Genomic DNA, 21367 nt, shown 5'->3' with positions numbered 1-21367 from the left:
TTGCAAGCCAGCATTTCTACCGAGTCAGAGGGTCAAGCCATCCTCCCTTCCCCCCTGCAACGCCTCCACCATCCGTTGCTGACCCGCTATGGTGTTGAGCTGTGGTGCAAGCGTGATGACCTGATCCATCCGGCCATCTCCGGCAACAAGTGGCGCAAGCTCAAATACCACCTGCAGCATGCCAGAGAGCACGGTAAAAACCATTTGCTCTCGTTCGGCGGCGCCTACTCCAACCATATCCATGCACTGGCGGCAGCAGGGTGCCAATCTGGGCTGCGAACTACCGGTATCATACGGGGCGAATCTGATGCCGTCAGTAACTCTACCCTGCAGGATGCCAAGCGCTGGGGCATGGATCTCGTTTTCGTCGACCGCCAGAGTTACCGGCAACGACAGGACCCCGATTGGCTGGCCCGATTCGATGCTCCAGGCACCCTGATCGTACCGGAAGGGGGCAGCAGCCCGCTGGCCATCCCCGGCGTGGCGGAGCTGGTCAGCGAAGTGCCCTTCTCGCCTGATCTATGGGTACTTCCCTGCGCCAGCGGCGGCACCCTGGCGGGCCTGATCGCTGGCAAACGGGATCGGGAGCAGATCCTCGCCATCGCCGTGCTCAAGGGGGGCAGTTTTATCGCTGACGAGGTGTGTCGCCTCCATCCTGCGGCAGCCAGCATTCCCGGTTGGCGGATCGCTCTCGATCACCACGATGGTGGCTACGCCAAATTCAGCCCGGCCCTCTGGCAGTGGGTTCAAGATTTCAGCGCCGAAACAGGTCTGCCTCTGGAGCCGATATACAGCGGCAAGGCGATGTGGGGACTGTTTCGCGAGCTGGCTGCGGGCCGCATCGCTCCTGGCAGCAAGATCGTCTTTATCCATACCGGCGGCATGCAGGGATTGGCCGGACTGCTGGAACAAGGGCGACTGTGAGCCCCGCATGACGGCAACCGCAAACGAGAGAGGGTCGCCCCACGACGACCCTCTCTCGTTTATCTCAATCACCAGCCGGCTCCAGCACCAACCGGCGTGGCTCGGCAAACCAGGGCCCCTGCCCGGCATGCACCCCGAGGTGGCGCAGCATCTTCCACTCATCGCCACTTTCTACCCCCACTGCCAGCACCCGGGTACGGGTATTGGCGCAGCCTCCTACCAGACTGCGGACCGCCATCTGGTTGACCTGTCTGGCGTGTATCTCCCGCACCAGGCTGGGGTGCAACTTGAGGAAGTTGATCTCGAACTCCTTGATGTACTGGGTGCTCACCACATCCTGGCCAGCATGATCAATGGCCAGCTGGCAGCCCAGCATGCGCAGGGAGCGCAGCGGCCGCTTGAGTGCTTCGAAGTGGCGGGTAACCTGGGATTCGGAGAGTTGCAGGATCAACCGCTCGTTGGTGCTGCGCGGCAACTGGAACAAGGCGAAGAAGAGCCAGCGCTGGAACTCGCGGTTGAGCAGGCTCTGGGCGCTCAGGGTCAGGCTGATGGGACAGCTCTGCTCGGAACGCTGGCGCAGCAACACCAACGTTTGCTCCGCCACCAGCCGATCCAGTTGCAGCAATAGCCCCACCTTCTCCGCCATTGGCATGAAGATCCCAGCTTGCAGTTCCCGCCCCTGCTCATCGTGGATATAGGTAAGCAGATCCTGTTGCAGCACCACCTGATCCCGATCCTGCTGGACCGGTTGGGTATAAAAATCGATGCCCTGTTCTTCAAGACGGCGACTGATGAGGGTACGCCAGCGCACCGTCCCCTTGCTGCTCTGCTCCTCGTCCAGCTGCTTCTCATAGAGAAACCAGCCATTGTGCCCCTGTAGACGGGCACTCTTGAGGGCCAGCTCTGCCTCCTCCTGCACCTTGAGCAGGGTGTCTTGCGCCTGGTAGCAAACAGCACCGATGTAGATGGCCGTCTCCGGATTGACCTGCTGCGGCCAGTGCAGCCGTTGCAGGCTCTTGAGCAACTGGCTGGCACTGTCCACCATCTCGCTCTCCGACATATTGGGCAACAACACCGCAAAGACATGCCCAGCATAACGAGCCTGCAAGGCGCCATTATGCTTGCGCACAAAAGCACTGATCACGGCACTCGCCTCCAGCAGCAGATCGTGTCCCTGCAGCTCGAACTGGTCAGCTTCCAGCTCTTCCAGGCAGGCGAGTTCAATCAGCAAGACACCGCCACTCATGACGCTCGCCTCCATGATGGCGCTCTCGAGCCGGTTATCGAAGAAAAGGCGGTTGCCAATACCAGTCATCTTGTCGACGAAGGCGTTGCTGCGAATGAAGTTATCGAAGCGGCTGCGCTCCTTGCGAGCATCCGCCAGCTCAGCCAGCAGATGGTCAAGTGCCTGGCTGGCGGCAACCGGCCACTCTTCGGCGGGGTCATGGCTCAGTTTGACCAGTTTGTCATCGAGGATCAGCTGGGCGCGTATGCCCAGCAGCTCGGCCCCGCGCAACTGCTGGCGCAACCAGCGGATGGAGTACCAGAGACCGAACACCACGATAAAGATACCGAACGAGATGCCCGACATCGCCTTGATGGAGTACTCCGCCTCCTTGAAAGGACGCTCCAGCTTGAAGTTGGCCTGCATGCCCGCCTGATGGGGCAGTAGATGGCTGTATGGCACCAGCAGCGGTTCATTAACCGGACGTTGTACATCACGGAACCAGTAGACCCGCTGGTCGTTCTGGCGCACCTCCAGCTCCACCACATGAGCCGCCCGCAGCAAGGTGGGCAGCCAGCGGCTCATATCCTCCATGCCGTGAGCAACATCGAGCTGCTTGTCGATCACTTCGACCAGCGCATCAACCTTCTTTTGCTGCAACTCCATGCCCAGCTCACGAAAGCTGAACACCCCGCCAATCAGCACGGTCGCCATGGCTGCGATCACGCACAAGGTAATAAACGAGACAAGATGTGTTGTAAGTTTCATGTGCCTTTCCGTATGCCCGGCATCATCCATTGGAGTTCATGGTAGCAGTGGCACTGTAGCCATCACTATGGACGGGGATCCCGCTTCTGTAATTTAAGCGAGGCAGCATACCCAAAGCAGAGAGGGAATACCAAGGAAGGTACACAGGTGGAGCAGGGGAAGATAGCAGACAGAAAAATGGTCCCTCAAAAGGGACCAAAAGGAACACTCATATCAAAACTAACACTCTGTGCTACTGACAAAAAACAGATACAGGAGTATTGAACACACGGTGAGTCAAACCGCAGGGGTACTCTAAAGCAGTTCGGATAAGTTGGGCAATTGTCATTTATGACAGGTCAACGATTGCCTCTTTTAAAAAGAAATTAAAAAAATCGATTAAAACCAATTAGTTAAAAAATCAATCAATAAGTGTGACATATCGGACTCAAATTGATTGTGCTAATGCACTATGATTGCGTGACCCATCTGTGTCTCGTGAAACAGGCAGGACTACCTTGTTACGCATCTCCCCCCTCTGGATCACTGTTCTTCTATGTGTCTTGCCCATTCTGGCAAGCCAGTCCGTCGGCATCTGGCTTACCAGACCAATGGCCAACCACCTGATGGAGCAGAAGGTGGCCGAGATAAAGCGTGCCATGGCGATACGCCATCACACCCTGGACAAGGCTATGAACGAGCAATTGGCACAGTTTGATTTCGATTGTGGTGCCAACGACATGGCGTTGCTGCGGGATCCCCGTTTTTACAGCACCCATATTCGTCTGCAGGGGTTGGAACTGGCATCAGGGAAAAGCTGCTCAAGCCTGGGTATAGGCATTTCGCTCATCAAAAATGTCACCCAGGAGGGAAAGCTTCCCGATAAACTGGGACTAACCGCCACAACAGCCAGCTTCAATACTGAGCAGGAGATGGTTGCCTACTACCAAAGCGGCGGCAACATTGCCTACTGGGTGCTCGATAACAGCTGGAGCCACGATCTGCTGCAACTCCCCTGCAGTGGCTGTTTCTATCTGGAGTTCAGTCAGCGGGATCCCGTGGCAATGACCCCCCGCTTCCCGCGCGGTAACCAGGCAATCAAGCTCGAAGAAGGCAGCCGCAGTCTGAGCTTCTTCGATCAGGACAAACTCACCCGACAAACCATCTGGGCAGGTTCCGCACTCGATCAATTTGCTCGCGAGCAAGTCAGACGCATCGCACTCTGGTGCGGTGCTATCCTGAGCGGACTGCTGGTGACCGCCTATTGGTCGCTGCGAAACTATCGCCGCTCGCTCAAGGGGCTATTGCAGGCCGGAGTGGTGCGCCAGGAGTTCATTCCCTTCTATCAACCCATCGTAGATATTCGTACCTGGCAGGTGGCCGGTTTTGAGGCTCTGTTGCGCTGGCAACGGGGACACGAGCTGATCCCCCCGAGCGCCTTTATCGAATATGCGGAAGATCAGGGACTGATCCTGCCGATTACCAGACAGTTGTTGGAACAAGTGATCACGGATCTGCCGCAGTTGGCGCCAGAGCAGTGGATCAGCGTCAACCTGGTCGCCGCACATATCGAACAACCCTTGCTGCGCAACATGTTGAGCGAACACCACAATCCGTCGCCCGAGCGCCTTACCTTCGAGCTGACTGAACGCAAGCCGATCATCGATATTCAGAGTGCCACCGACGAGATCACCCTGCTGCAACAAATGGGATATCACTTCAAACTGGACGACTTTGGCACCGGTTACGGGGGGTTTGCCTATTTGCAACGGCTGGGCATTCGCCAAATCAAGATTGACAAGATGTTTGTCGACACCATAGGCACCAACGACCTCAAACGCAGTGTGCTGGATGCCATCATCACATTTGGTCTGGAATCAGGCATGGAGATGATTGCAGAAGGGGTTGATACGCGGGAACAGGTTGAGTATTTACGACAACGCGGCGTCTGTCTGATCCAGGGTTACGTCTTTGGCAGACCAATGGCGCTGGCAGATCTTGCCATCTGGCAACAAACGTGGCCCCCACAATATTCGCAGGAGAGCTGACACTGATATTACACAAGACAGGTCCGGCAGAGCTCCTCCCAACTGACCCGCTTGCTCCCTTTTCCACAGAGGCTGGCTGGCACTGACGCAGCCTCTGGAGCCACTAGGCTGATCGCCTTCAACCACCTGTTTACATTCAGAAACAAAATGATCTGCCCCTGGCCGGATGGAGCGCTTATCATAAGCATTCGGCTACCGTGAGCACCTTTACGCGTGCCTCCCATCAATCCCCGTCGGCCAGCGCCGCCCCGAGATGAGAACCATTGCCTATGAAGACATTTATCCGGCAAGAGATTGCCCTGCCCATTGGCCTGCTCACCCTGCTCTTTTTCAAGACGCTCGGCAGCGACCTGCTGACAGAGACCACTCCGCTCGGGATTTATCTTCCTGTCTCGGCGATGCTGCTTGCTATCGTCACCTGGGCCATCTTTTCGGTGGTGCGCCACTCGGATGCCCTCGCCATCAAGCTTGGCGAGCCCTTCGGCACCCTGATCCTGACCCTGTCGGTCATATCGCTGGAAGTGGTGATGATCTCCTCGGTGATGCTGACCGGCGAGCCCAACCCCACCATGGCCCGTGACACCATGTTTGCGGTGGTGATGCTGGTGACTAACGGCTTGGTAGGCTTTACCCTGCTGTTCGGCGGCTGGCGCTACCACACCCAGAGCTTCAATCTGGACGGGGTCAAATCCTATCTGGTGGCCATCATCCCGCTGGCCCTGCTCTGCCTAGTGCTGCCCAACTTCACCGAAGGGGGCAACATCGGCAGCATGTCGAGCGCCATGTCCTGGATGCTCATCATCATCTCGGTACTGCTCTATGGTGTCTTCCTGCTGATCCAGACCCGCAGCCACAGCCACTTCTTCATCGACAGCGATCATGAGGATTACGAAGAGCACCACGGCCCGCTACAGAGCAACCTCTATCACACCCTGTTGCTGCTCGCCTATCTGCTGGTGGTGATCCTGCTGGCCAAGACCCTGGCCATTCCCATCAACCACGGGGTCAAGGTGCTGGCAGCTCCGCCAGCACTGGGCGGCTTTATCGTCGCCTGTATCGTGCTGGCACCCGAAGCAGTCGGCGCCATCAAGGCGGCCTTCAATAATCAGCTGCAGCGGGCCATGAACCTTTACTTCGGCTCTGTGCTGGCCACCATCGCCCTCACCGTGCCTGCCGTGCTCTTTATCGGCTCCATGCTCGGTCAGGAGGTGCGCCTCGGTCTCTCCCCCGCCGATATGGTACTGCTGGTCACGACCTTGATGGTGTGCAAGGTGACCTTCAGCAGCGGCCGCACCAATGTGCTGCACGGAGCCACTCACCTGGTGCTGTTCGTGGTCTATCTGTTCCTGATGTTCGAACACGAATAACCGCGTTCAACCAACACCAGAAACGCAAAGACCGCCCGATTGGGCGGTCTTTTGTTATGGGCTGGATGGCCACCTAGAGGCTCGGCAGCACCCCGGTCGGGAGCAGGTCGTTGTAGCTGGCACGGCCCAGCAGCGCGGCGGCCGCCTCGATGTCCGGCGCGAAGTACCTGTCCTTGTCGTAGAAGCTGACCTCTTCCCGCAGCCGGCCCTTGGCCAGCTCGATGAGCTCGGTGCTGCGCAGGGGAGCACGAAAATCCAGCCCTTGCGCTGCCGCCAGCAGTTCCACCGCCAGAATGCCACGGGTGTTCTCGGCCATGTCCGCCAGTCGACGGCCGGCGAAGGTGGCCATGGAGACGTGATCCTCCTGATTGGCGGAGGTGGGCAGGCTGTCCACCGAGGCCGGATGGGCCAGCGTCTTGTTCTCGGAGGCGAGCGCCGCCGAGGTGACCTGAGCGATCATAAAGCCGGAGTTGACGCCGCCGTTGTTGACCAGAAACGCCGGCAGACCGGACATCCGCGAGTCGATCAGCAGCGCCATGCGCCGCTCGGAGAGCGAGCCGATCTCGGCGATGGCCAGCGCCAGGTTGTCGGCGGCGAAGGCCACGGGTTCTGCGTGGAAGTTGCCGCCCGAGAGGATCTCTTCATCCTCGGCAAACACCAGCGGGTTGTCGGAGACCGCGTTGGCCTCGCACACCAGCACCTCGGCTGCCTGGCGGATCTGGGTCAGACAGGCGCCCATCACCTGTGGCTGGCAGCGCAGGGAGTAGGGATCCTGCACCTTCTCGCAGTTGTGATGAGACATGCCGATCTCGCTGCCATCCATCAGCAGGTGACGGTAGCAGGCGGCCGCGTCGATCTGGCCGCGCTGACCGCGCACCGCGTGGATACGGGCATCGAACGGCCGGCGGCTGCCAAGGGCGGCCTCCACGCTCATGGCGCCGATGGTGATGGCACCAGCAAACAGATCCTCGGCGTGGAACAGCCCTTCCAGCGCGAAGGCGGTGCTCGCCTGAGTGCCGTTGAGCAGCGCCAGCCCCTCTTTCGGTGCTAGCGCGATGGGCTCCAGCCCGGCAATCTTCAGGGCAGTGGCGGCGTCGATCAGCTCGCCCTTGTGGCGAGCCTTGCCTTCACCGATCAGCAGACAGCTCATATGAGCCAGCGGCGCCAGATCGCCGGAGGCACCGACGGAGCCCTTCTTCGGTACCACCGGATAGACTTCGGCGTTGATGAGGGTCATCAGGGCCTCAAGCACCGCCAGCCGGATGCCGGAGAAGCCGCGCGCCAGCGAGTTGAGCTTGAGCACCATCATCAGCCGCACGGTGGCGTCATCCATGTACTCGCCAATCCCTGCCGCATGGGAAAGCACGATGGAGCGCTGCAGCTCGTCCAGCTGCTCCACCGGAATGCGGGTGTTGGCCAACAGGCCAAAGCCGGTGTTGATGCCGTACACCACTCGGTTTTGCTCGATCACCTTGGTGACTACGGCGGCGGAGGCGTGGATCCCCGCCAGGGCGACGGGATCCAGTGAAATGTGTACCGGCTCGCGGCTGACGCGACGCAGGGTGGCAAGATCCAGCTCGCCCGGGGTAATAGTCAATTCAAACATGGTGTTACACCTTTCCTTTGACACCGTTGGCGCCGTCAATCATCGGCAGATCCAGTTTCGCCTCGTGGGCGCAGTTGATGGCAATCTCGTAGCCGGCATCGGCGTGACGCATCACCCCGGTGGCCGGGTCGTTGCGCAGCACCCGACCGACCCGCTTGGCGGCATCATCGGAGCCATCACAGACGATCACCACGCCGGAGTGCTGGGAGAAGCCCATGCCGACCCCGCCGCCGTGGTGCAGGGAGACCCAGGTCGCGCCGCTGGCAGTGTTGAGCAGGGCGTTGAGCAGCGGCCAGTCGGAGACGGCATCGGAGCCATCCATCATCGACTCGGTCTCGCGGTTCGGGCTCGCCACCGAGCCGGAATCCAGGTGATCGCGGCCGATGACGATGGGGGCTTTCAGCTCGCCATTCTTGACCATCTCGTTGAAGGCCAGGCCGAGGCGTACCCGATCCTTGACCCCGACCCAGCAGATCCGCGCCGGCAGGCCCTGGAAGGCGATGCGCTCGCGAGCCATGTCGAGCCAGTTGTGCAGGTGAGGATCATCGGGGATCAACTCCTTCACCTTCTGGTCGGTCTTGTAGATGTCTTCCGGATCGCCGGAGAGCGCCACCCAGCGGAACGGGCCAATGCCCTCGCAGAACAGCGGGCGAATGTAGGCCGGGACGAAGCCGGGGAAGTCGAAGGCGTTTTTCACCCCCTCCTCCAGCGCCATCTGGCGAATGTTGTTGCCATAATCCAGCGTGGCCGCACCGCGGGCTTGCAGAGTCAGCATGGCTTCGACCTGACGGGCCATGGAGTGGCGAGCGGCCTGGTTCACTTCCTGGGGCGCGGATTTTTGCAGCGCGCGCCACTGGGCCACGCTCCAGCCCTGCGGCAGGTAGCCGTGCACCGGGTCATGGGCCGAGGTCTGGTCGGTCACCACGTCCGGGGTGATGCCACGGGCCACCAGCTCGGCGAACACATCGGCGGCGTTGCCAAGCAGGCCGACGGAGACGGCGCTGCCGCTCTGCTTGGCCTCTTCGATCATGGCCAGCGCCTCATCCAAGCTGTGGGCCTTCTTGTCCACGTAGCGGGTACGCAGACGAAAATCGATGCGGGTCTCGTCGCACTCCACCGCGATCATCGAGAAGCCGGCCATGGTAGCGGCCAGCGGCTGGGCGCCACCCATGCCACCCAGACCGCCGGTCAGGATCCAACGCCCCTTGGGCTCGCCGTTGAAGTGCTGGTTGGCCACCGCGAAGAAGGTTTCGTAGGTGCCCTGCACGATCCCCTGAGTACCTATGTAGATCCAGGAGCCGGCGGTCATCTGGCCGTACATCATCAGACCCTTTTTATCGAGCTCGTTGAAGTGCTCCCAGTTGGCCCAGTGCGGCACCAGGTTGGAGTTGGCGATCAGCACCCGCGGTGCGTCCTTGTGGGTCTGGAACACCCCGACCGGCTTGCCGGACTGCACCAGCAGAGTCTGATACTCCTCCAGCCGGGTCAGCACCTCGACGATCTTGTCGAAGCAGGCCCAGTTGCGGGCGGCGCGGCCGATGCCGCCATACACCACCAGCGACTGGGGATGCTCGGCTACCTCGGGATCCAGGTTGTTCATCAGCATCCGCAGCGGCGCTTCGGTGAGCCAGCTCTTGGCGGTCAGCGTGGTGCCGCGCGGGGCGCGGATCACGCGATTGGGATCGTGACGGGGATCCTGGTGTTGCTGGGACATATACACTCCTTGTTTATCGATGCAGCAGGGTGGCGGCCGGCCGGTGGCAGGCCGCTACTTGGTTAACTGATGGACCAGCCGGGCGGCCACGCGGGCACTGCGGTTGTCCTGATCCAGACTCGGGTTGTATTCGGCCAGATCGGCGAGCCGCAGCTTGCCGCTGGCCCGGATATGGGCAATCAGGGGTTCGATGACCGCCAGCTCCACGCCGCGGGCGGCGGGGGCGCTCACTCCCGGTATCACGGCTGCCGGCAGCACGTCGAGATCGATGGTCAGATAGAGGTGATCGCAGCGGGCGATGAAGGCATCCAGCCCGCAGAGCAAGACCGGTAGCTCGGCCGGCGTCATCGCCTCGTCCAGCACGTGCCACACTCCCAGCGCCTCGGCGCGCGCGAACAGCGCCCGGGTATTGGCGGTCTCGGCCACCCCGAGGCAGGCGTAGGTAAAGGGCGTGCCCTGGGCGGCGCACTGCTCGGCGATCTGGAAGAAGGGGGTGCCGGAGCTCGCCTGCTCCAGCTTCATGCGCAGGTCGAAGTGGGCATCGAAGTTGATAATGCCGACCCGGCCACGGCCAGCCAGATGACGATTGAGGCCGCTCCAGCTGCCAAAGGCCACCTCGTGACCACCGCCCAATACCAGCGGGAAGTGCCCCTCGTCCAGCAAGCGGGCCACCCGTTCGGCCAGACGGCCGTGGGCGGCATCGAGATCGCCATCCTCGCAGTTCACGTCACCGCTGTCATAGACGGGTCGGCTCAGATGCCAGGCGCTGTTGGCCAGCAGCTTGCGCACCGCCAGCGGCGCACCGGCGGCCCCTACCCGCCCCTTGTTGCGGCGCACCCCCTCGTCACAGGCAAAGCCCACCAGGGCTACGCCCGGGGCGGCGCTGCCGGCTTGTGACCAGGGTTGTACCTTGTCGTGCCAGCGCAGGGCCAGCTCGCCATCTTCCGGATCCTGGCGCCCCTGCCAGACCGACATGTCGACCGGGTTGAACTTATCCATGGAGCGTCTCCTCGCCGTTGACCACCCGGCTCACCAGCTGATCGACGCCGATGAGGTAGCTGAGCTCGGCCGGATGGCCGCAGTTCCAGACCAGAAAGTCCGCCAGCATGCCGACCCTGAGCTGTCCCAGCTGCTCCTGCTCGCCGAGGGCGCGGGCGGCGTGGCGGGTCACCCCTGCCATGGCCTCCACCGGGGTCAGGCCGAACAGGGTGCAAGCCATGTTCATGGCCATGCGCAGGGAAACGATGGGGGCCGTGCCGGGGTTGATGTCGGAGGAGACCGCCATCGGCACCCCCGCCTTGCGCAGCGCGGCGACCGGCGGCAGCTTGGTCTCCTTGAGGAAGTAGAAGGCGGTAGGCAGCAGGGTGGCCACCACGCCGCGGTGGGCCAGCGCCTGGATCCCCTCCGGATCCAGGTACTCCAGGTGATCCACCGAGAGGGCGCCGAAGTTGGCGGCCAGCGTGCTGCCGCCCAGGTTGGAGAGCTGATCCATGTGCCCTTTCACCGCCAGACCGTATTGATCCGCCGCCAGATAGACCTGCTCGGTCTGGGCCAACGAAAAACCGATGTGTTCACAGAAAACGTCCACCGCATCGGCCAGGCCCGCATCGGCGGCGGCCGGGATGATCTCCTGACAGATGGTCTCGACCCAGGAGTCGGGATCGTCGCGATACTCCGGCGGCACCGCATGAGCTGCCAGCAGGGTGGTCTTGACCCGGATCGGCAGCACCTCCCCCAGTCGGCGGGCGACCCGCAGCATCTTGAGCTCGTCTTCCAGGGTGAGGCCGTAACCGGACTTGATCTCCACCGTGGTGACCCCTTCCCGGATCAGGGATTTCACCCTCGGCAGCGCCAGATCGAACAGCTGATCCTCGCTGGCGGCACGGGTGGCGCGTACCGTGCTGATGATGCCGCCGCCCTTGCGGGCGATCTCCGCATAGGGCACCCCCTTCTGGCGCAGTTCGAACTCTTCGGCGCGGCTGCCGGCGAAGATGAGGTGGGTGTGGCAATCGATGAGGCCGGGAGTGACCAGCTTGCCCTTCATATCCTGCCAATGGGCGGGATAGGGGCCCTTGAGATCCTGCATCGGCACCAGGGCGTGGATCCGCCCCTCGTGAACGCCGAGGGCATGGGGCTCCAGCAGACCGTAGTCGACCAGATCGGAGCGCAGGGTGGCGGGTGTCACGTTGAGCCAGACCCTCTCGCAGTTCAACAGTTCCTTGTTCATACCGACCTCTAAATGTATATACATTAACTTATATCCGATCTCTGACGGGAAAGAAAGGATCAAGTTCACATCTTGATAACATCGTGTTCATTAGAGCTTAAACACAAAAAAGCCCGCCAGAGGCGGGTTTTTTCAAAAATGATATGTATATACAATTAACTAAGACTGGTCTTGGAGCTCAACTTGTAACGGGAGCCAGGCGACAGCAAACGGGCATAGGAGACCAGATAACCGTCGGACCAGGTACGCCGATGCAACAGCAGGCAGGGGGTGTCGACCCGCACCTGCAACAAGCCGGCCTCGCCGGCGCTCGGCAGCACCGCCTCTACCACGTGCTCCATCTCGGAGAGGGGGCAGACCTCCATCAGATAGCGGTTGGGGGTCTGGCTGGCAAAGTCCTGCTCACCGTACTGTGGCAACCGCTCGGCATCGACGAAGCGCTCTTCCAGCTGCAGCGGCTCGCCATCGGCCTGATGGACGATGAGACTGTGGAAGATGGGAGCGCCGACCCGCAAGCCCAGCTGCACCGCCACCTTCTCGTCGGCAGCCTGGCGTTGCAGCCGGATCACCCGGCCGCTGTACTCGCTGCCCCGTTCGGCGATCTCGTCGGCGATGTTGCGAATGGCCAGCAGCGGCGACTCGGTGCGCCTGTCCGCCACGAAGCTGCCGGAACCGGCGGTGCGCACCAGCCACCCCTCGGCCACCAGTTCGCGCAGCGCCTTGTTGACCGTCATCCGGCTCACGGCGAACTGCTCGCACAGGGCGGCCTCGGTCGGGATCCGGTCGCCCGCCTGATAGTGGCGTTCGCGGATCCCGTCCAGGATGTGCTGCTTGATTTGCATATAGAGGGCCGGTGCCAACGGGATGCTCCTCAGCGACGGCGGTGGGGCGGACGCATATCCGGCCAGGCGCGGTAGACGTCGGGGATCTGATCCGGCCCGCTGATACAAAGATCAAGGTCATGCAGCAGACCGTCCTTGATGCCGTAGATCCAGCCGTGTACCGCCAGCTCCTGCCCCTTGCGCCAGGCATTCTGGATGATGGTGGTGTGGCAGACGTTGGCGACCTGCTCGGCCACGTTCAGCTCGCACAGGTAGTCGAAGCGCTCGTGCTCATCCTCGATGGCATCCAGCTGCTCGCGATACTTGAAGTAGACATCCTTGATGTTGCGCAGCCAGTTGTCGATGAGCCCCAGCTCTTGGTTCTGCATCGCCGCCTTGACGCCGCCGCAGCCGTAGTGGCCGCAGACGATGATGTGCTTCACCTTGAGCACCTCGACCGCATATTGCAGCACCGAGAGGCAGTTGAAGTCGGTGTGTACCACCAGGTTGGCGACGTTGCGGTGGACAAACACATCCCCCGGCAGTAACCCCATCAGCTGGTTGGCAGGGACCCGGCTGTCGGAGCAGCCAATCCAGAGGTATTCGGGGGCCTGCTGGGCAGAGAGGGTAGCAAAGAATTCGGGATCCTCGGCCTTGATCTGCTCCGCCCACTCGCGGTTGTTGGTAAACAGGTCGTTCAACAGTTTCACTATCTGCTCTCCCTACAGTGGCAGTGGCGGCAACATACCATACACAAGGGTAACCAAGGCAAGGCCGACCAGCCCCCTGCAAAACAAAAACAGGGCCATTAGGCCCTGTTTTTATGAGAGGAAGCATCAGGCTTCCATGGCATCTTTCAGCTTCTTGAGCGCATTCTTCTCAAGCTGGCGCACTCGCTCGGCAGAAACGCCGTAGGTATCGGCCAGCTCCTGCAGAGTGGTCTTGCTCTCATCGTCGAGCCAGCGGGCTCGGATGATGTGCTGGCTGCGCTCGTCCAAAGTAGCCAGAGCCGAGCTCAGGCGACGGGTCGCATGGTCGTCCCAGTTGTCGTTCTCGATGGTCGCAGCCAGATCGGAGGATTTGTCCTCCAGATAGTGGACCGGTGCGAAACCACCCTCTTCGTCATCATCACCGACCAGGTCGAAGGCTTGATCATAGTTGCTCATGCGCGCTTCCATCTCGGTCACGTCAGCGGCAGAAACGCCTAGATCGGCCGCCACTGCCTGAACCTCTTCGTGGTTCAGCCAGCCCAGACGTTTTTTGGATTTGCGCAGGTTGAAGAAGAGCTTGCGCTGGGCCTTGGTGGTCGCCACCTTGACCATGCGCCAGTTGCGCAGAACATATTCGTGGATTTCGGCCTTGATCCAGTGCACGGCAAAGGAGACCAGGCGCACGCCGACACTCGGGTCGAAGCGCTTGACCGCCTTCATCAGGCCGATGTTGCCTTCCTGCACCAGGTCGGCCTGGGGCAGACCGTAACCGGCATAACTTTTGGCGACATGAACGACAAAGCGCAGGTGCGACATGACCAGCTGACGAGCAGCCTCAAGGTCGCCATCCTGCTGCAAACGCTCAGCCAGCTCACGCTCTTCCTCTGCGCTCAGCACCGGAATCGAGTTGACTGCCTGGATATAGCCTTCCAAACTACCTTGCGGAATCAAAGCCATAGTGCGCTGCAATGAAGTTCCCATCTGTTACCTCTTACTTTTCAATCGAATCAGTCTAACACCCAGATTGGGTCTGTCTACTGACCTGATGTCATTCTGCGGCGTCTATCAAAGAACATGTCCAGCTTTAGACCGGCTTATCTTATGCCTGCAGGATGAATCATGAATGAACAGTCAAAAAAAAGGGGTCACAATGAAGGACCCCCGAAAAGTAGCATGCTAAGTCCATTGTTGCGGAGCTCGCAACCTTCACATGCTTGCCAAGTCTGACGAGCAAGGCAGAGGGGCCACACTCGTATAAATGCTTCAGCCTAATAGACTGCTTATAAATCAGAAGGTTCCGTGGATCCACAAAAGATCCGAGAGATCTTATTTAATTCAGAATACTCTGACTAAGGGGGTCAAGCCAGAAACGGACCTTCTTTTACTTGATCCACCTCTCAAAATCCAGCGATTTACTTTGATAATAAATTAATCAGGATGGCTCTATATCGCGAATGTGACGATGAACTGAAAACCATGATGCGATCAGCCCCAGCAGAGCCCCCAGCAGGATCAGGTTCACCCCGTCCACCAGACCCATGCCAACCAACCGGAAGTTACTGTTATACAAGCCCGCAAGCTCCTTAACTACCCCTTCGCTCCAGATTACCATCACCTCGGTCAACCACCAGGCCAACATGCCACCAATCACCCCGAACCAGATGCCGGTATAGAGGAAAGGGCGATGGATGAAGGCATCAGTTGCCCCCACCAGCTTGAGCACCTCAATCTCTGAGCGCTGGTTGAGGATGTTGAGACGCAGGGTATTGCCGACGATCAGCAGCACGGCGGAGAGCAGCAGCACCGCGATGCCGGTAATGGTGTGGCGCAGCAGGTTCATGATCCCCTGCAGGCGAGTCAGCCACTGCAGATCCAGCTTGCCCTGCTCGACCCCATCCTCATTGTTTAGCTTGCCGAGCAACTCGGCGGCCCCTTCCGGATTCTGCCAGCGCGGATCCGGAATGACGCTCAACACTGGCGGCAGCGGGTTGCTGTCGAGGTAGTCGAGAGCATCGCCGAAGCCGGAGATCTCGCGAAACTCCCGCAACGCATCGTCACGGCTCAGGTAGGTGACCGAATCCACCTCGGGATAAAGCAGGATCCTGTGCTGCAGATCGAGAATGCTCTGCTCCGGCAGATCCTTGCGTAGGTAAAGGGAGATCTGGGAGCTGTTCTGCCAGCTCCCCTCCACCACCTCGGCGTTTTTCAACAATACGTGGAAGCAGGAGGGCAACGCCAGACTGACACCGAGCACCGCCAGCGTCATCAGGGAGGCGAGCGGATTTCGCCACAGCTCCCCGAGACTGGCAAACGCCTGCCGCACGTGGTCAACCCCGTACATCATCAGACGACGCAGCGGTGGTTGTTTATGACGAACAATAGCCATCAGAGCTCCTCCCCGGCCGAATACATGCGACCCGCCTTGAGGGTTAGAGTGCGATAGCGCATGCGGGCGATCAGCCCCAGATCGTGGGTAGCAATCAGTACAGAGACCCCAAAATTGTTGAACTCCTGAAATAGCCGCATGATATCCATGGAGAGCTGGGGGTCCAGGTTGCCGGTCGGTTCATCCGCCAGCAGCAGCGGCGGCTTGTTGACGATGGCACGGGCGATGCCTACCCGCTGCTGTTCACCACCGGAGAGCATCCGCGGCTGGTAACGCTCCTTGCCTAGCAGCCCCACCTTGTCCAGCGCCGCCGCCACGCGCTTGTTGATATCGGCGTGGCAGTAGCCATCGATCACCAGCGGCAGCGCCACGTTGTCAAACACAGTGCGATCCATCAACAGCCGGTGATCCTGGAAGATCATCCCGATCTGGCGGCGCACATAGGGGATCTGGCTACGCTGGATATGGCTGACATCGTCGCCATGAAAGAAGACGCGACCATCGGTCGGTCGCTCCATCACGCTGATCAGTTTGAGGAGGGTACTCTTGCCCGCTCCCGAGTGTCCGGTCAGAAAGGCCATCTCTCCCTTGCGCAGGTGAAAGCTGACCTTCTGCAGCGCCTGATGGCCGCCGCTGTATACCTTGCTGACCTTGTCAAAACGAATCATAACGGTTCCCTGACATTGACAAACCCCGACCGAAGTCGGGGCATGGGGTGTTTACTCATCGCGACTAAACAGGGCCTCGATAAAGTCATTGGCGACAAAGGGACGCAAATCATCGATCCCCTCGCCCACCCCGATATAGCGGATCGGGATCTGGAACTTGTCGGCCACCGCGAAGATGACACCGCCTTTGGCCGTGCCATCCAGCTTGGTCAGGGTGATGCCGGTCAGGCCTACCGCCTCGCTGAACAGCTTGGCCTGGCTCAGGGCGTTCTGGCCGGTGCCAGCATCCAGAGTCAACATGATCTCGTGGGGTGCCTCTTCATCCAGCTTCTTCATCACCCGCACTACCTTCTTGAGCTCCTCCATCAGGTTGCTCTTGTTCTGCAGGCGACCGGCAGTATCGGCGATCAGCACATCAGCCCCGCGGGAACGGGCAGCCTCGATGGCGTCATAAATGACGGAAGCGGAGTCGGCACCGGTATGCTGGGCAATCACCGGAATGTTATTGCGCTGACCCCACACCTGCAGCTGCTCGACCGCAGCGGCGCGGAAGGTATCGCCAGCTGCCAGCATCACACTCTTGCCTTCAGCCTGGAACTGCTTGGCCAGCTTGCCGATGGTGGTGGTCTTGCCGACGCCATTAACGCCGACCATCAGGATCACGTAAGGCTTCTTGCTGGTGTCGATCACCAGCGGCTGCTCGACTTTGGCCAGCATCTCGCCCATGTCCTGCTTGAGCAAACCGTAGAGCACCTCGGCATCCTTCAACTGCTTGCGATCCGCGTGCTGCACCAGCCCCTCGATGATGCGGGTGGTGGTGTCGACGCCGAGATCGGCGGTCAACAGCTGGGTCTCCAGCTCTTCAAACAGCTCATCATCGATCTTCTTGCCACGGAACAGGCCGAAGAAACCGGATCCGATATTCTCCTTGGTGCGCACCAGACTGCGCTTGAGGCGAGCAAAGAAGCCCTCCCGCTGCGGCTTGTCCTGGGTGTCATCGTCCACCTTGGCGGCCAGCGGCAGAGCGGCCAAGGCAGCAGCCTCAGCCTCCATCGCGGCGACCAGGCGCATATCTTCCGCTCGCTGGGCCTCTTTGGCGATACGGGCTTCTTCCGCAGCCTGAGCTTCGGCAACGATGCGAGCCTCCTCCGCAGCGCGAGCTTCGGCAGCAACACGAGCCTCTTCCGTAGCACGAGCTTCAGCGGCAATACGAACCTCTTGCGCAGCGCGAGCTTCAGCGGCAATGCGAGCCTCTTCCGCAGCGCGAGCTTCAGCGGCAATACGAGCCTCTTCCGCAGCGCGAGCTTCGGCAGCAATACGAGCCTCTTCCGCAGCGCGAGCTTCGGCAGCAATACGAGCCCCTTCCGCAGCACGAGCTTCAGCGGCAATGCGAGCCTCTTCCGCGGCGCGAGCTTCGGCAGCCATGCGAGCCTCTTCCGCAGCGCGAGCTTCGGCAGCCATGCGAGCCTCTTGCGCAGCACGAGCTTCGGCAGCAATGCGAGCCTCTTCGGCTGCCTTGACCTCTGCGGTGACACGAACTGCTTCAGCGGCTTGCGCCTCTGCGGCGGCACGCTCCTCCTCAGCCATCAGGGATTCGTTGACGATCACCGGCTCCAGATCGGAGGCGCACTCCTCCACCACCAGCGGGCCGTGGTCGTCCAGCTCGGTCGGCAGGCAGCAATCATCTTGCAAAACGGGATTCTGTGCGCTGGCAGGCACTTCGGGGGCAACAGCCGGCGTACTATCGGAAACAGGAGCGGGGGTAGCAGTGACCTCAGGCCCAGCGGTAATCGGGGTGGCTTGGGGTGTCTGTGGTTGGACAGCCTCAGCCTCTTCTTTCTTGCGGCCGAAACCCAGCCAGGAAAACAAACCTTTTGCCATCTAAAAATACTCACATCAAAGGCTGACTGCTAAGATAGCCGTCCCTTGGCGGGTCGGCATAAAAATGAACCGCCTTATACTACCACTTTATTTTCTGACGATGAAACGCGATGCCCAGAGTGAAATCCAGCCGTAGCAACCCGAGCAAGAGTCCCGCCCCGCAAGGAAAATCGGGCTTTGTAAGAATCATCAGCGGCCAGTGGCGAGGCCGCAAATTGCCGGTCAAGGATGTGGAAGGGCTCAGACCCACCACGGATCGCGTCAAGGAGACCATCTTCAACTGGCTGGCTCCCCATATACGCGGCACCCGCTGCCTCGACCTGTTTGCCGGTAGTGGCGGGTTGGGACTGGAGGCGCTGTCGCGCTATGCCGAGCAGGTGACCCTGGTCGAGATGGACAAAGGGGCCGCTGATCAGATCAAGAAGAATCTGACCGCCCTCGGTAGTAATCAGGGTCAGGTGATCCAGTCAGATGCAGTGAGCTGGCTGCAAGGCCCAGCCACGCCGTTTGATCTGGTGTTCCTCGATCCGCCGTTTCGCCGCGAGCTGCTGCCGCAAGTGTGCGAACTGCTGGAGCAGCGCGGCTGGCTGGCACCGGACGCCCTGATCTATCTGGAGCGGGAAAAAGAGATGGCCGATCTGACGCTGCCCGCCAGCTGGCAACTACTCAAGGACAAACAGGCAGGTCAAGTCTGCTACCAACTCTATCTACGGGAGGTAAACAATGAAGCGAGTCTTTAATCTGTTGGCGATGGGGCTGATACTGTTCTTCTGGTTTGGCGTACTGGTGAGCCTGATTGCCCCGCTACCCGGCAAACTCAACGGCTTTCTGCCGGTCTGTGGCGTGATTGTCGCCCTGCTGCACTGGCTGCAGGCCAGCATGATCAAGGCAGCTTGCAAACGCTACTTCGAGGTCACCAAGACCGAGTTTGTCACTGTGCTGATATTTGGCGTGTTTGGCATGGTCGACATTCGTCAGCGCCTGCAAGAGATCGTCAACGCCGCCCAGCGCGGCAATCTCTCGGGCAAACCATAAAAGAAAAGGGGACGGCGGTAGCCGTCCCCTAGAGTCGTGTCGTCCTGTCCTTAGAACTGCAATGCTCCCTGCAATCCCTGACTTTATCCTAATCCTTTGGAATATCCCCTTTCCAATCCGTTGGCATGTCCTGCGGCGTTCCTGGCCTGGCAATTCATCCTGAACTGCTTCACTGTCTCCATCCTGGAGGTGTCCATTACCACGTCCTGTGGGGGTCCTTGCGTCTTCCTGACAGATAACCATCCGGGTTATCTCACTTCATCCTGAAGTATTCCTCTCGCATCCGGCGAGGTCCTGTTCATCCTGAAGAACGAGGTTCCGTTCGTTCTGCTCTCATCCCGAGAGTGTCCTGCCGCGTCCTGCGGTGTTCCTTATTCATCCGTGACGATAATCATCCTGATTATCGAGCTCATCCTGAGGTGTCCCTTGTCCACATCCTGCGGACTATTCCATCTTTATGCGCTGCCCTGCATCCTGCCGGACCAGCTCCGTCCTTGTGAGACCCATAGTAAGGAAATGCGCACCCCGAACAAGGGCCATCCGATGATAAAGATCTGATGCCGCTCCCATTTCAAAAAACAAACTTAAAAACTAACCCTTCAATATCAGCAAGTTAATTAGTTTCACAGGAAAGCTCGATCATTCTGGCATGGCTTCGCGTACGGTTCAAAGCGCCAGCCTCTTACAGTGGCTATGGCAGATCTCTTACACGGGATTCGCCCCCAAAAACGGGGCAGGAAAACGGTTCAATCCTGTCGTTAAGACTTAAAAATTAGTTGAATAAATATGCTTAAAAAAACAGCAAAAAAAGAGCCGAGACCAGGCTCGACTCTTCACATGCAATTTCTTAATCAGCTCAAGCGGTTGGCCGGATTGAGATAGGCCTTGCGCAGCGATTCCGGCGCCAGCACCTCCAGTTCACCGCTGATATTGTTCAACCAGCTGCGAAACTCCGGGGTGTCCTGCACTTCGGTCTCCACCACCACGCTGCGCTTGTCATAGCGGGTCATGCGCGGATTGTTGCCGGGGATCTGGTTATCCAGCAGCGACTGGCTGTTAGCATCGATCCGGCCGACGAAACGGATCGGGCCGCTCACATCCTGATAACCCTGATCTCGGATCAGCTTCTGAATATTGAAATCCTTCGGCTGGGTGGCGCTGAAGTTGGTCAGCTCCACATTCTTGATATGGTCAAACGGGATGCCGTAGACCTTGGGATCCAGCTCTGAGAGAGTGCAGAGCAGGATCGGACCGTCCGGCTGATTGAGAATGCCGAGCGGGTTGATACGGTCGTAGCAGAGCCACACGGTGCGCTCTTTGATCACGCGCTGGATCTCGGCACTGAACTTGCGACCACGCCAGAGCGCATCGCGGATCAAGGTGCTGCGGCGGATCTCCGGGTTGCCGGCAAACGGACGCGGTGACTGGTGGACACTCTCCAGCCAGCGTTCGGCCAGTTCGCTCTGGCTGTCGCGGATCACCTGACTCGCTTTGTCGACCAGCGGGTTCAATTCGGTCAATACACTCGCCGGTAACAGTTGGCTCGCCTGATCACTCCAGGTTTTCAGGGCCACTGCCAGCGAGAGGGGCATGATATTGGCAAAGTCATTGAGGCCGTGGCGCTCGAAGCACCAGCCATGGGGTTTACTGCGCTCGTCCGAGGTGAGGTCGAACAGTCCCATGCCGGACATCTCCTCCAGGTCCCGTTGCACGGTACGCAGACTGACGTGGATGCCTTCCTCTTCCAGTTTTACCTGAAGTTGGCTGGCGGTCAGCTTGTAAGGGCGGTGCGGGATGCAACGCGCCAAGGTCAGTTGTCGTAACAGCTTCTTACTCATGGTGCATGCCTTCACTGGTTTAGCGTTGATCGTATCCTAGTCGCAACTTGCGACAGTCTATGTCGCAAGTTTTGCGGCGACAACTGTCGCCATTTTCATACAAAGCAACTCATGTACATGATTTATAATATAAAAATCACTTAGCACGGCAAACTTAACACTTTAAGACA

The 21367-nt window shown here is 59.7% G+C and carries 17 protein-coding genes; 5 read left to right on the top strand and 12 right to left on the bottom strand.

The genetic code is table 11. The features are described from left to right. On the top strand, window positions 1–924 hold the full coding sequence (locus G5149_RS08195; protein WP_421212224.1) for a 1-aminocyclopropane-1-carboxylate deaminase/D-cysteine desulfhydrase: 924 nt from the start codon (window positions 1–3) through the stop codon (window positions 922–924). Window positions 925–988: 64 nt separating this feature from the next. On the opposite strand, the gene G5149_RS08190 is transcribed toward G5149_RS08195, so the two are convergent. Beyond that, entirely contained in the window at window positions 989–2917 is a 1929-nt protein-coding gene (locus G5149_RS08190; RefSeq protein ID WP_005342880.1) for an EAL domain-containing protein, read from the bottom strand. Window positions 2918–3414: 497 nt separating this feature from the next. On the opposite strand from G5149_RS08190, the gene G5149_RS08185 reads away from it, so the two are divergent. Continuing rightward, the gene (locus tag G5149_RS08185; RefSeq protein ID WP_216979630.1) at window positions 3415–4944 is read left to right on the top strand and encodes an EAL domain-containing protein; all 1530 of its coding nucleotides are present in this window, start codon (window positions 3415–3417) and stop codon (window positions 4942–4944) included. A 269-nt stretch (window positions 4945–5213) separates the two neighbouring features. Further along, window positions 5214–6311 (top strand): calcium:proton antiporter, encoded by a 1098-nt coding sequence (locus tag G5149_RS08180; RefSeq protein WP_421212223.1) that lies wholly within the window; start codon window positions 5214–5216, stop codon window positions 6309–6311. A 73-nt stretch (window positions 6312–6384) separates the two neighbouring features. On the opposite strand, the gene hutH is transcribed toward G5149_RS08180, so the two are convergent. The 10 genes from hutH to ftsY all read right to left on the bottom strand — a co-directional run bounded on the left by hutH (window position 6385) and on the right by ftsY (window position 18324). Further along, window positions 6385–7917 (bottom strand): histidine ammonia-lyase, encoded by a 1533-nt coding sequence (gene hutH / locus G5149_RS08175; RefSeq protein WP_421212222.1) that lies wholly within the window; start codon window positions 7915–7917, stop codon window positions 6385–6387. Between the two features lie 4 nt (window positions 7918–7921). Further along, window positions 7922–9631 carry a urocanate hydratase gene (gene hutU, locus G5149_RS08170; RefSeq protein WP_421212221.1) on the bottom strand — a complete coding sequence of 570 codons (1710 nt, stop codon included), beginning with the start codon at window positions 9629–9631 and terminating at the stop codon, window positions 7922–7924. A gap of 54 nt (window positions 9632–9685) precedes the next feature. After that, window positions 9686–10630: a formimidoylglutamase gene (hutG, locus tag G5149_RS08165; RefSeq protein ID WP_421212220.1), complete on the bottom strand. Its 945-nt coding sequence runs from the start codon at window positions 10628–10630 to the stop codon at window positions 9686–9688. Next, window positions 10623–11858: an imidazolonepropionase gene (hutI, locus tag G5149_RS08160; RefSeq protein ID WP_337073108.1), complete on the bottom strand. Its 1236-nt coding sequence runs from the start codon at window positions 11856–11858 to the stop codon at window positions 10623–10625. Before hutI ends, hutG begins: the two co-directional genes overlap by 8 nt. Window positions 11859–12013: 155 nt before the next feature. After that, complete coding sequence (hutC, locus tag G5149_RS08155) at window positions 12014–12718, bottom strand: histidine utilization repressor (protein WP_216979636.1); 705 nt, start codon at window positions 12716–12718, stop codon at window positions 12014–12016. An 11-nt stretch (window positions 12719–12729) separates the two neighbouring features. Further along, complete coding sequence (can, locus tag G5149_RS08150; RefSeq protein WP_005342864.1) at window positions 12730–13389, bottom strand: carbonate dehydratase; 660 nt, start codon at window positions 13387–13389, stop codon at window positions 12730–12732. A gap of 126 nt (window positions 13390–13515) precedes the next feature. Beyond that, a complete protein-coding gene (gene rpoH / locus G5149_RS08145; RefSeq protein WP_005342862.1) occupies window positions 13516–14370 on the bottom strand; it encodes an RNA polymerase sigma factor RpoH in 855 nt (284 codons plus the stop codon). A gap of 451 nt (window positions 14371–14821) precedes the next feature. After that, on the bottom strand, window positions 14822–15775 hold the full coding sequence (ftsX, locus tag G5149_RS08140) for a permease-like cell division protein FtsX (protein ID WP_005342860.1): 954 nt from the start codon (window positions 15773–15775) through the stop codon (window positions 14822–14824). Next, window positions 15775–16443, bottom strand: a complete 669-nt coding sequence (gene ftsE, locus G5149_RS08135) for a cell division ATP-binding protein FtsE (protein ID WP_216979637.1) — start codon at window positions 16441–16443, stop codon at window positions 15775–15777. Before ftsE ends, ftsX begins: the two co-directional genes overlap by 1 nt. 51 nt (window positions 16444–16494) lie before the next feature. Further along, window positions 16495–18324 carry a signal recognition particle-docking protein FtsY gene (gene ftsY, locus G5149_RS08130; protein WP_421212219.1) on the bottom strand — a complete coding sequence of 610 codons (1830 nt, stop codon included), beginning with the start codon at window positions 18322–18324 and terminating at the stop codon, window positions 16495–16497. Between the two features lie 110 nt (window positions 18325–18434). Between ftsY and rsmD the strand changes: the two genes are divergently transcribed. Both rsmD and G5149_RS08120 read left to right on the top strand, forming a co-directional pair. Beyond that, window positions 18435–19064: a 16S rRNA (guanine(966)-N(2))-methyltransferase RsmD gene (rsmD, locus tag G5149_RS08125; protein ID WP_421212218.1), complete on the top strand. Its 630-nt coding sequence runs from the start codon at window positions 18435–18437 to the stop codon at window positions 19062–19064. Further along, complete coding sequence (locus G5149_RS08120; protein ID WP_127007419.1) at window positions 19048–19359, top strand: DUF1145 domain-containing protein; 312 nt, start codon at window positions 19048–19050, stop codon at window positions 19357–19359. Before rsmD ends, G5149_RS08120 begins: the two co-directional genes overlap by 17 nt. Before the next feature lie 851 nt (window positions 19360–20210). Here G5149_RS08120 and G5149_RS08115 read toward each other — a convergent pair. Then, window positions 20211–21197, bottom strand: a complete 987-nt coding sequence (locus G5149_RS08115; protein WP_005342851.1) for a helix-turn-helix transcriptional regulator — start codon at window positions 21195–21197, stop codon at window positions 20211–20213. Window positions 21198–21367: the final 170 nt, after the last annotated feature.

This window comes from Aeromonas sp. 600479 (assembly GCF_049175515.1).
GTDB classification, from domain to species: Bacteria; Pseudomonadota; Gammaproteobacteria; order Enterobacterales; family Aeromonadaceae; genus Aeromonas; species Aeromonas veronii_A.
The sequence above is the reverse complement of the archived record's forward strand: the minus strand, read 5'-3'. Positions and strand labels throughout refer to the sequence as shown.

Excerpts from the sequence above, each read along its gene's own strand:
- G5149_RS08190 (WP_005342880.1), bottom strand. The coding sequence starts at position 2,917 with ATGAAACTTACAACACATCTTGTCTCGTTTATTACCTTGTGCGTGATC.
- G5149_RS08180 (WP_421212223.1), top strand. The coding sequence starts at position 5,214 with ATGAAGACATTTATCCGGCAAGAGATTGCCCTGCCCATTGGCCTGCTC.
- hutH (WP_421212222.1), bottom strand. The coding sequence starts at position 7,917 with ATGTTTGAATTGACTATTACCCCGGGCGAGCTGGATCTTGCCACCCTG.
- hutU (WP_421212221.1), bottom strand. The coding sequence starts at position 9,631 with ATGTCCCAGCAACACCAGGATCCCCGTCACGATCCCAATCGCGTGATC.
- hutG (WP_421212220.1), bottom strand. The coding sequence starts at position 10,630 with ATGGATAAGTTCAACCCGGTCGACATGTCGGTCTGGCAGGGGCGCCAG.
- hutI (WP_337073108.1), bottom strand. The coding sequence starts at position 11,858 with ATGAACAAGGAACTGTTGAACTGCGAGAGGGTCTGGCTCAACGTGACA.
- rpoH (WP_005342862.1), bottom strand. The coding sequence starts at position 14,370 with ATGGGAACTTCATTGCAGCGCACTATGGCTTTGATTCCGCAAGGTAGT.
- ftsX (WP_005342860.1), bottom strand. The coding sequence starts at position 15,775 with ATGGCTATTGTTCGTCATAAACAACCACCGCTGCGTCGTCTGATGATG.
- ftsE (WP_216979637.1), bottom strand. The coding sequence starts at position 16,443 with ATGATTCGTTTTGACAAGGTCAGCAAGGTATACAGCGGCGGCCATCAG.
- ftsY (WP_421212219.1), bottom strand. The coding sequence starts at position 18,324 with ATGGCAAAAGGTTTGTTTTCCTGGCTGGGTTTCGGCCGCAAGAAAGAA.
- rsmD (WP_421212218.1), top strand. The coding sequence starts at position 18,435 with ATGCCCAGAGTGAAATCCAGCCGTAGCAACCCGAGCAAGAGTCCCGCC.
- G5149_RS08120 (WP_127007419.1), top strand. The coding sequence starts at position 19,048 with ATGAAGCGAGTCTTTAATCTGTTGGCGATGGGGCTGATACTGTTCTTC.
- G5149_RS08115 (WP_005342851.1), bottom strand. The coding sequence starts at position 21,197 with ATGAGTAAGAAGCTGTTACGACAACTGACCTTGGCGCGTTGCATCCCG.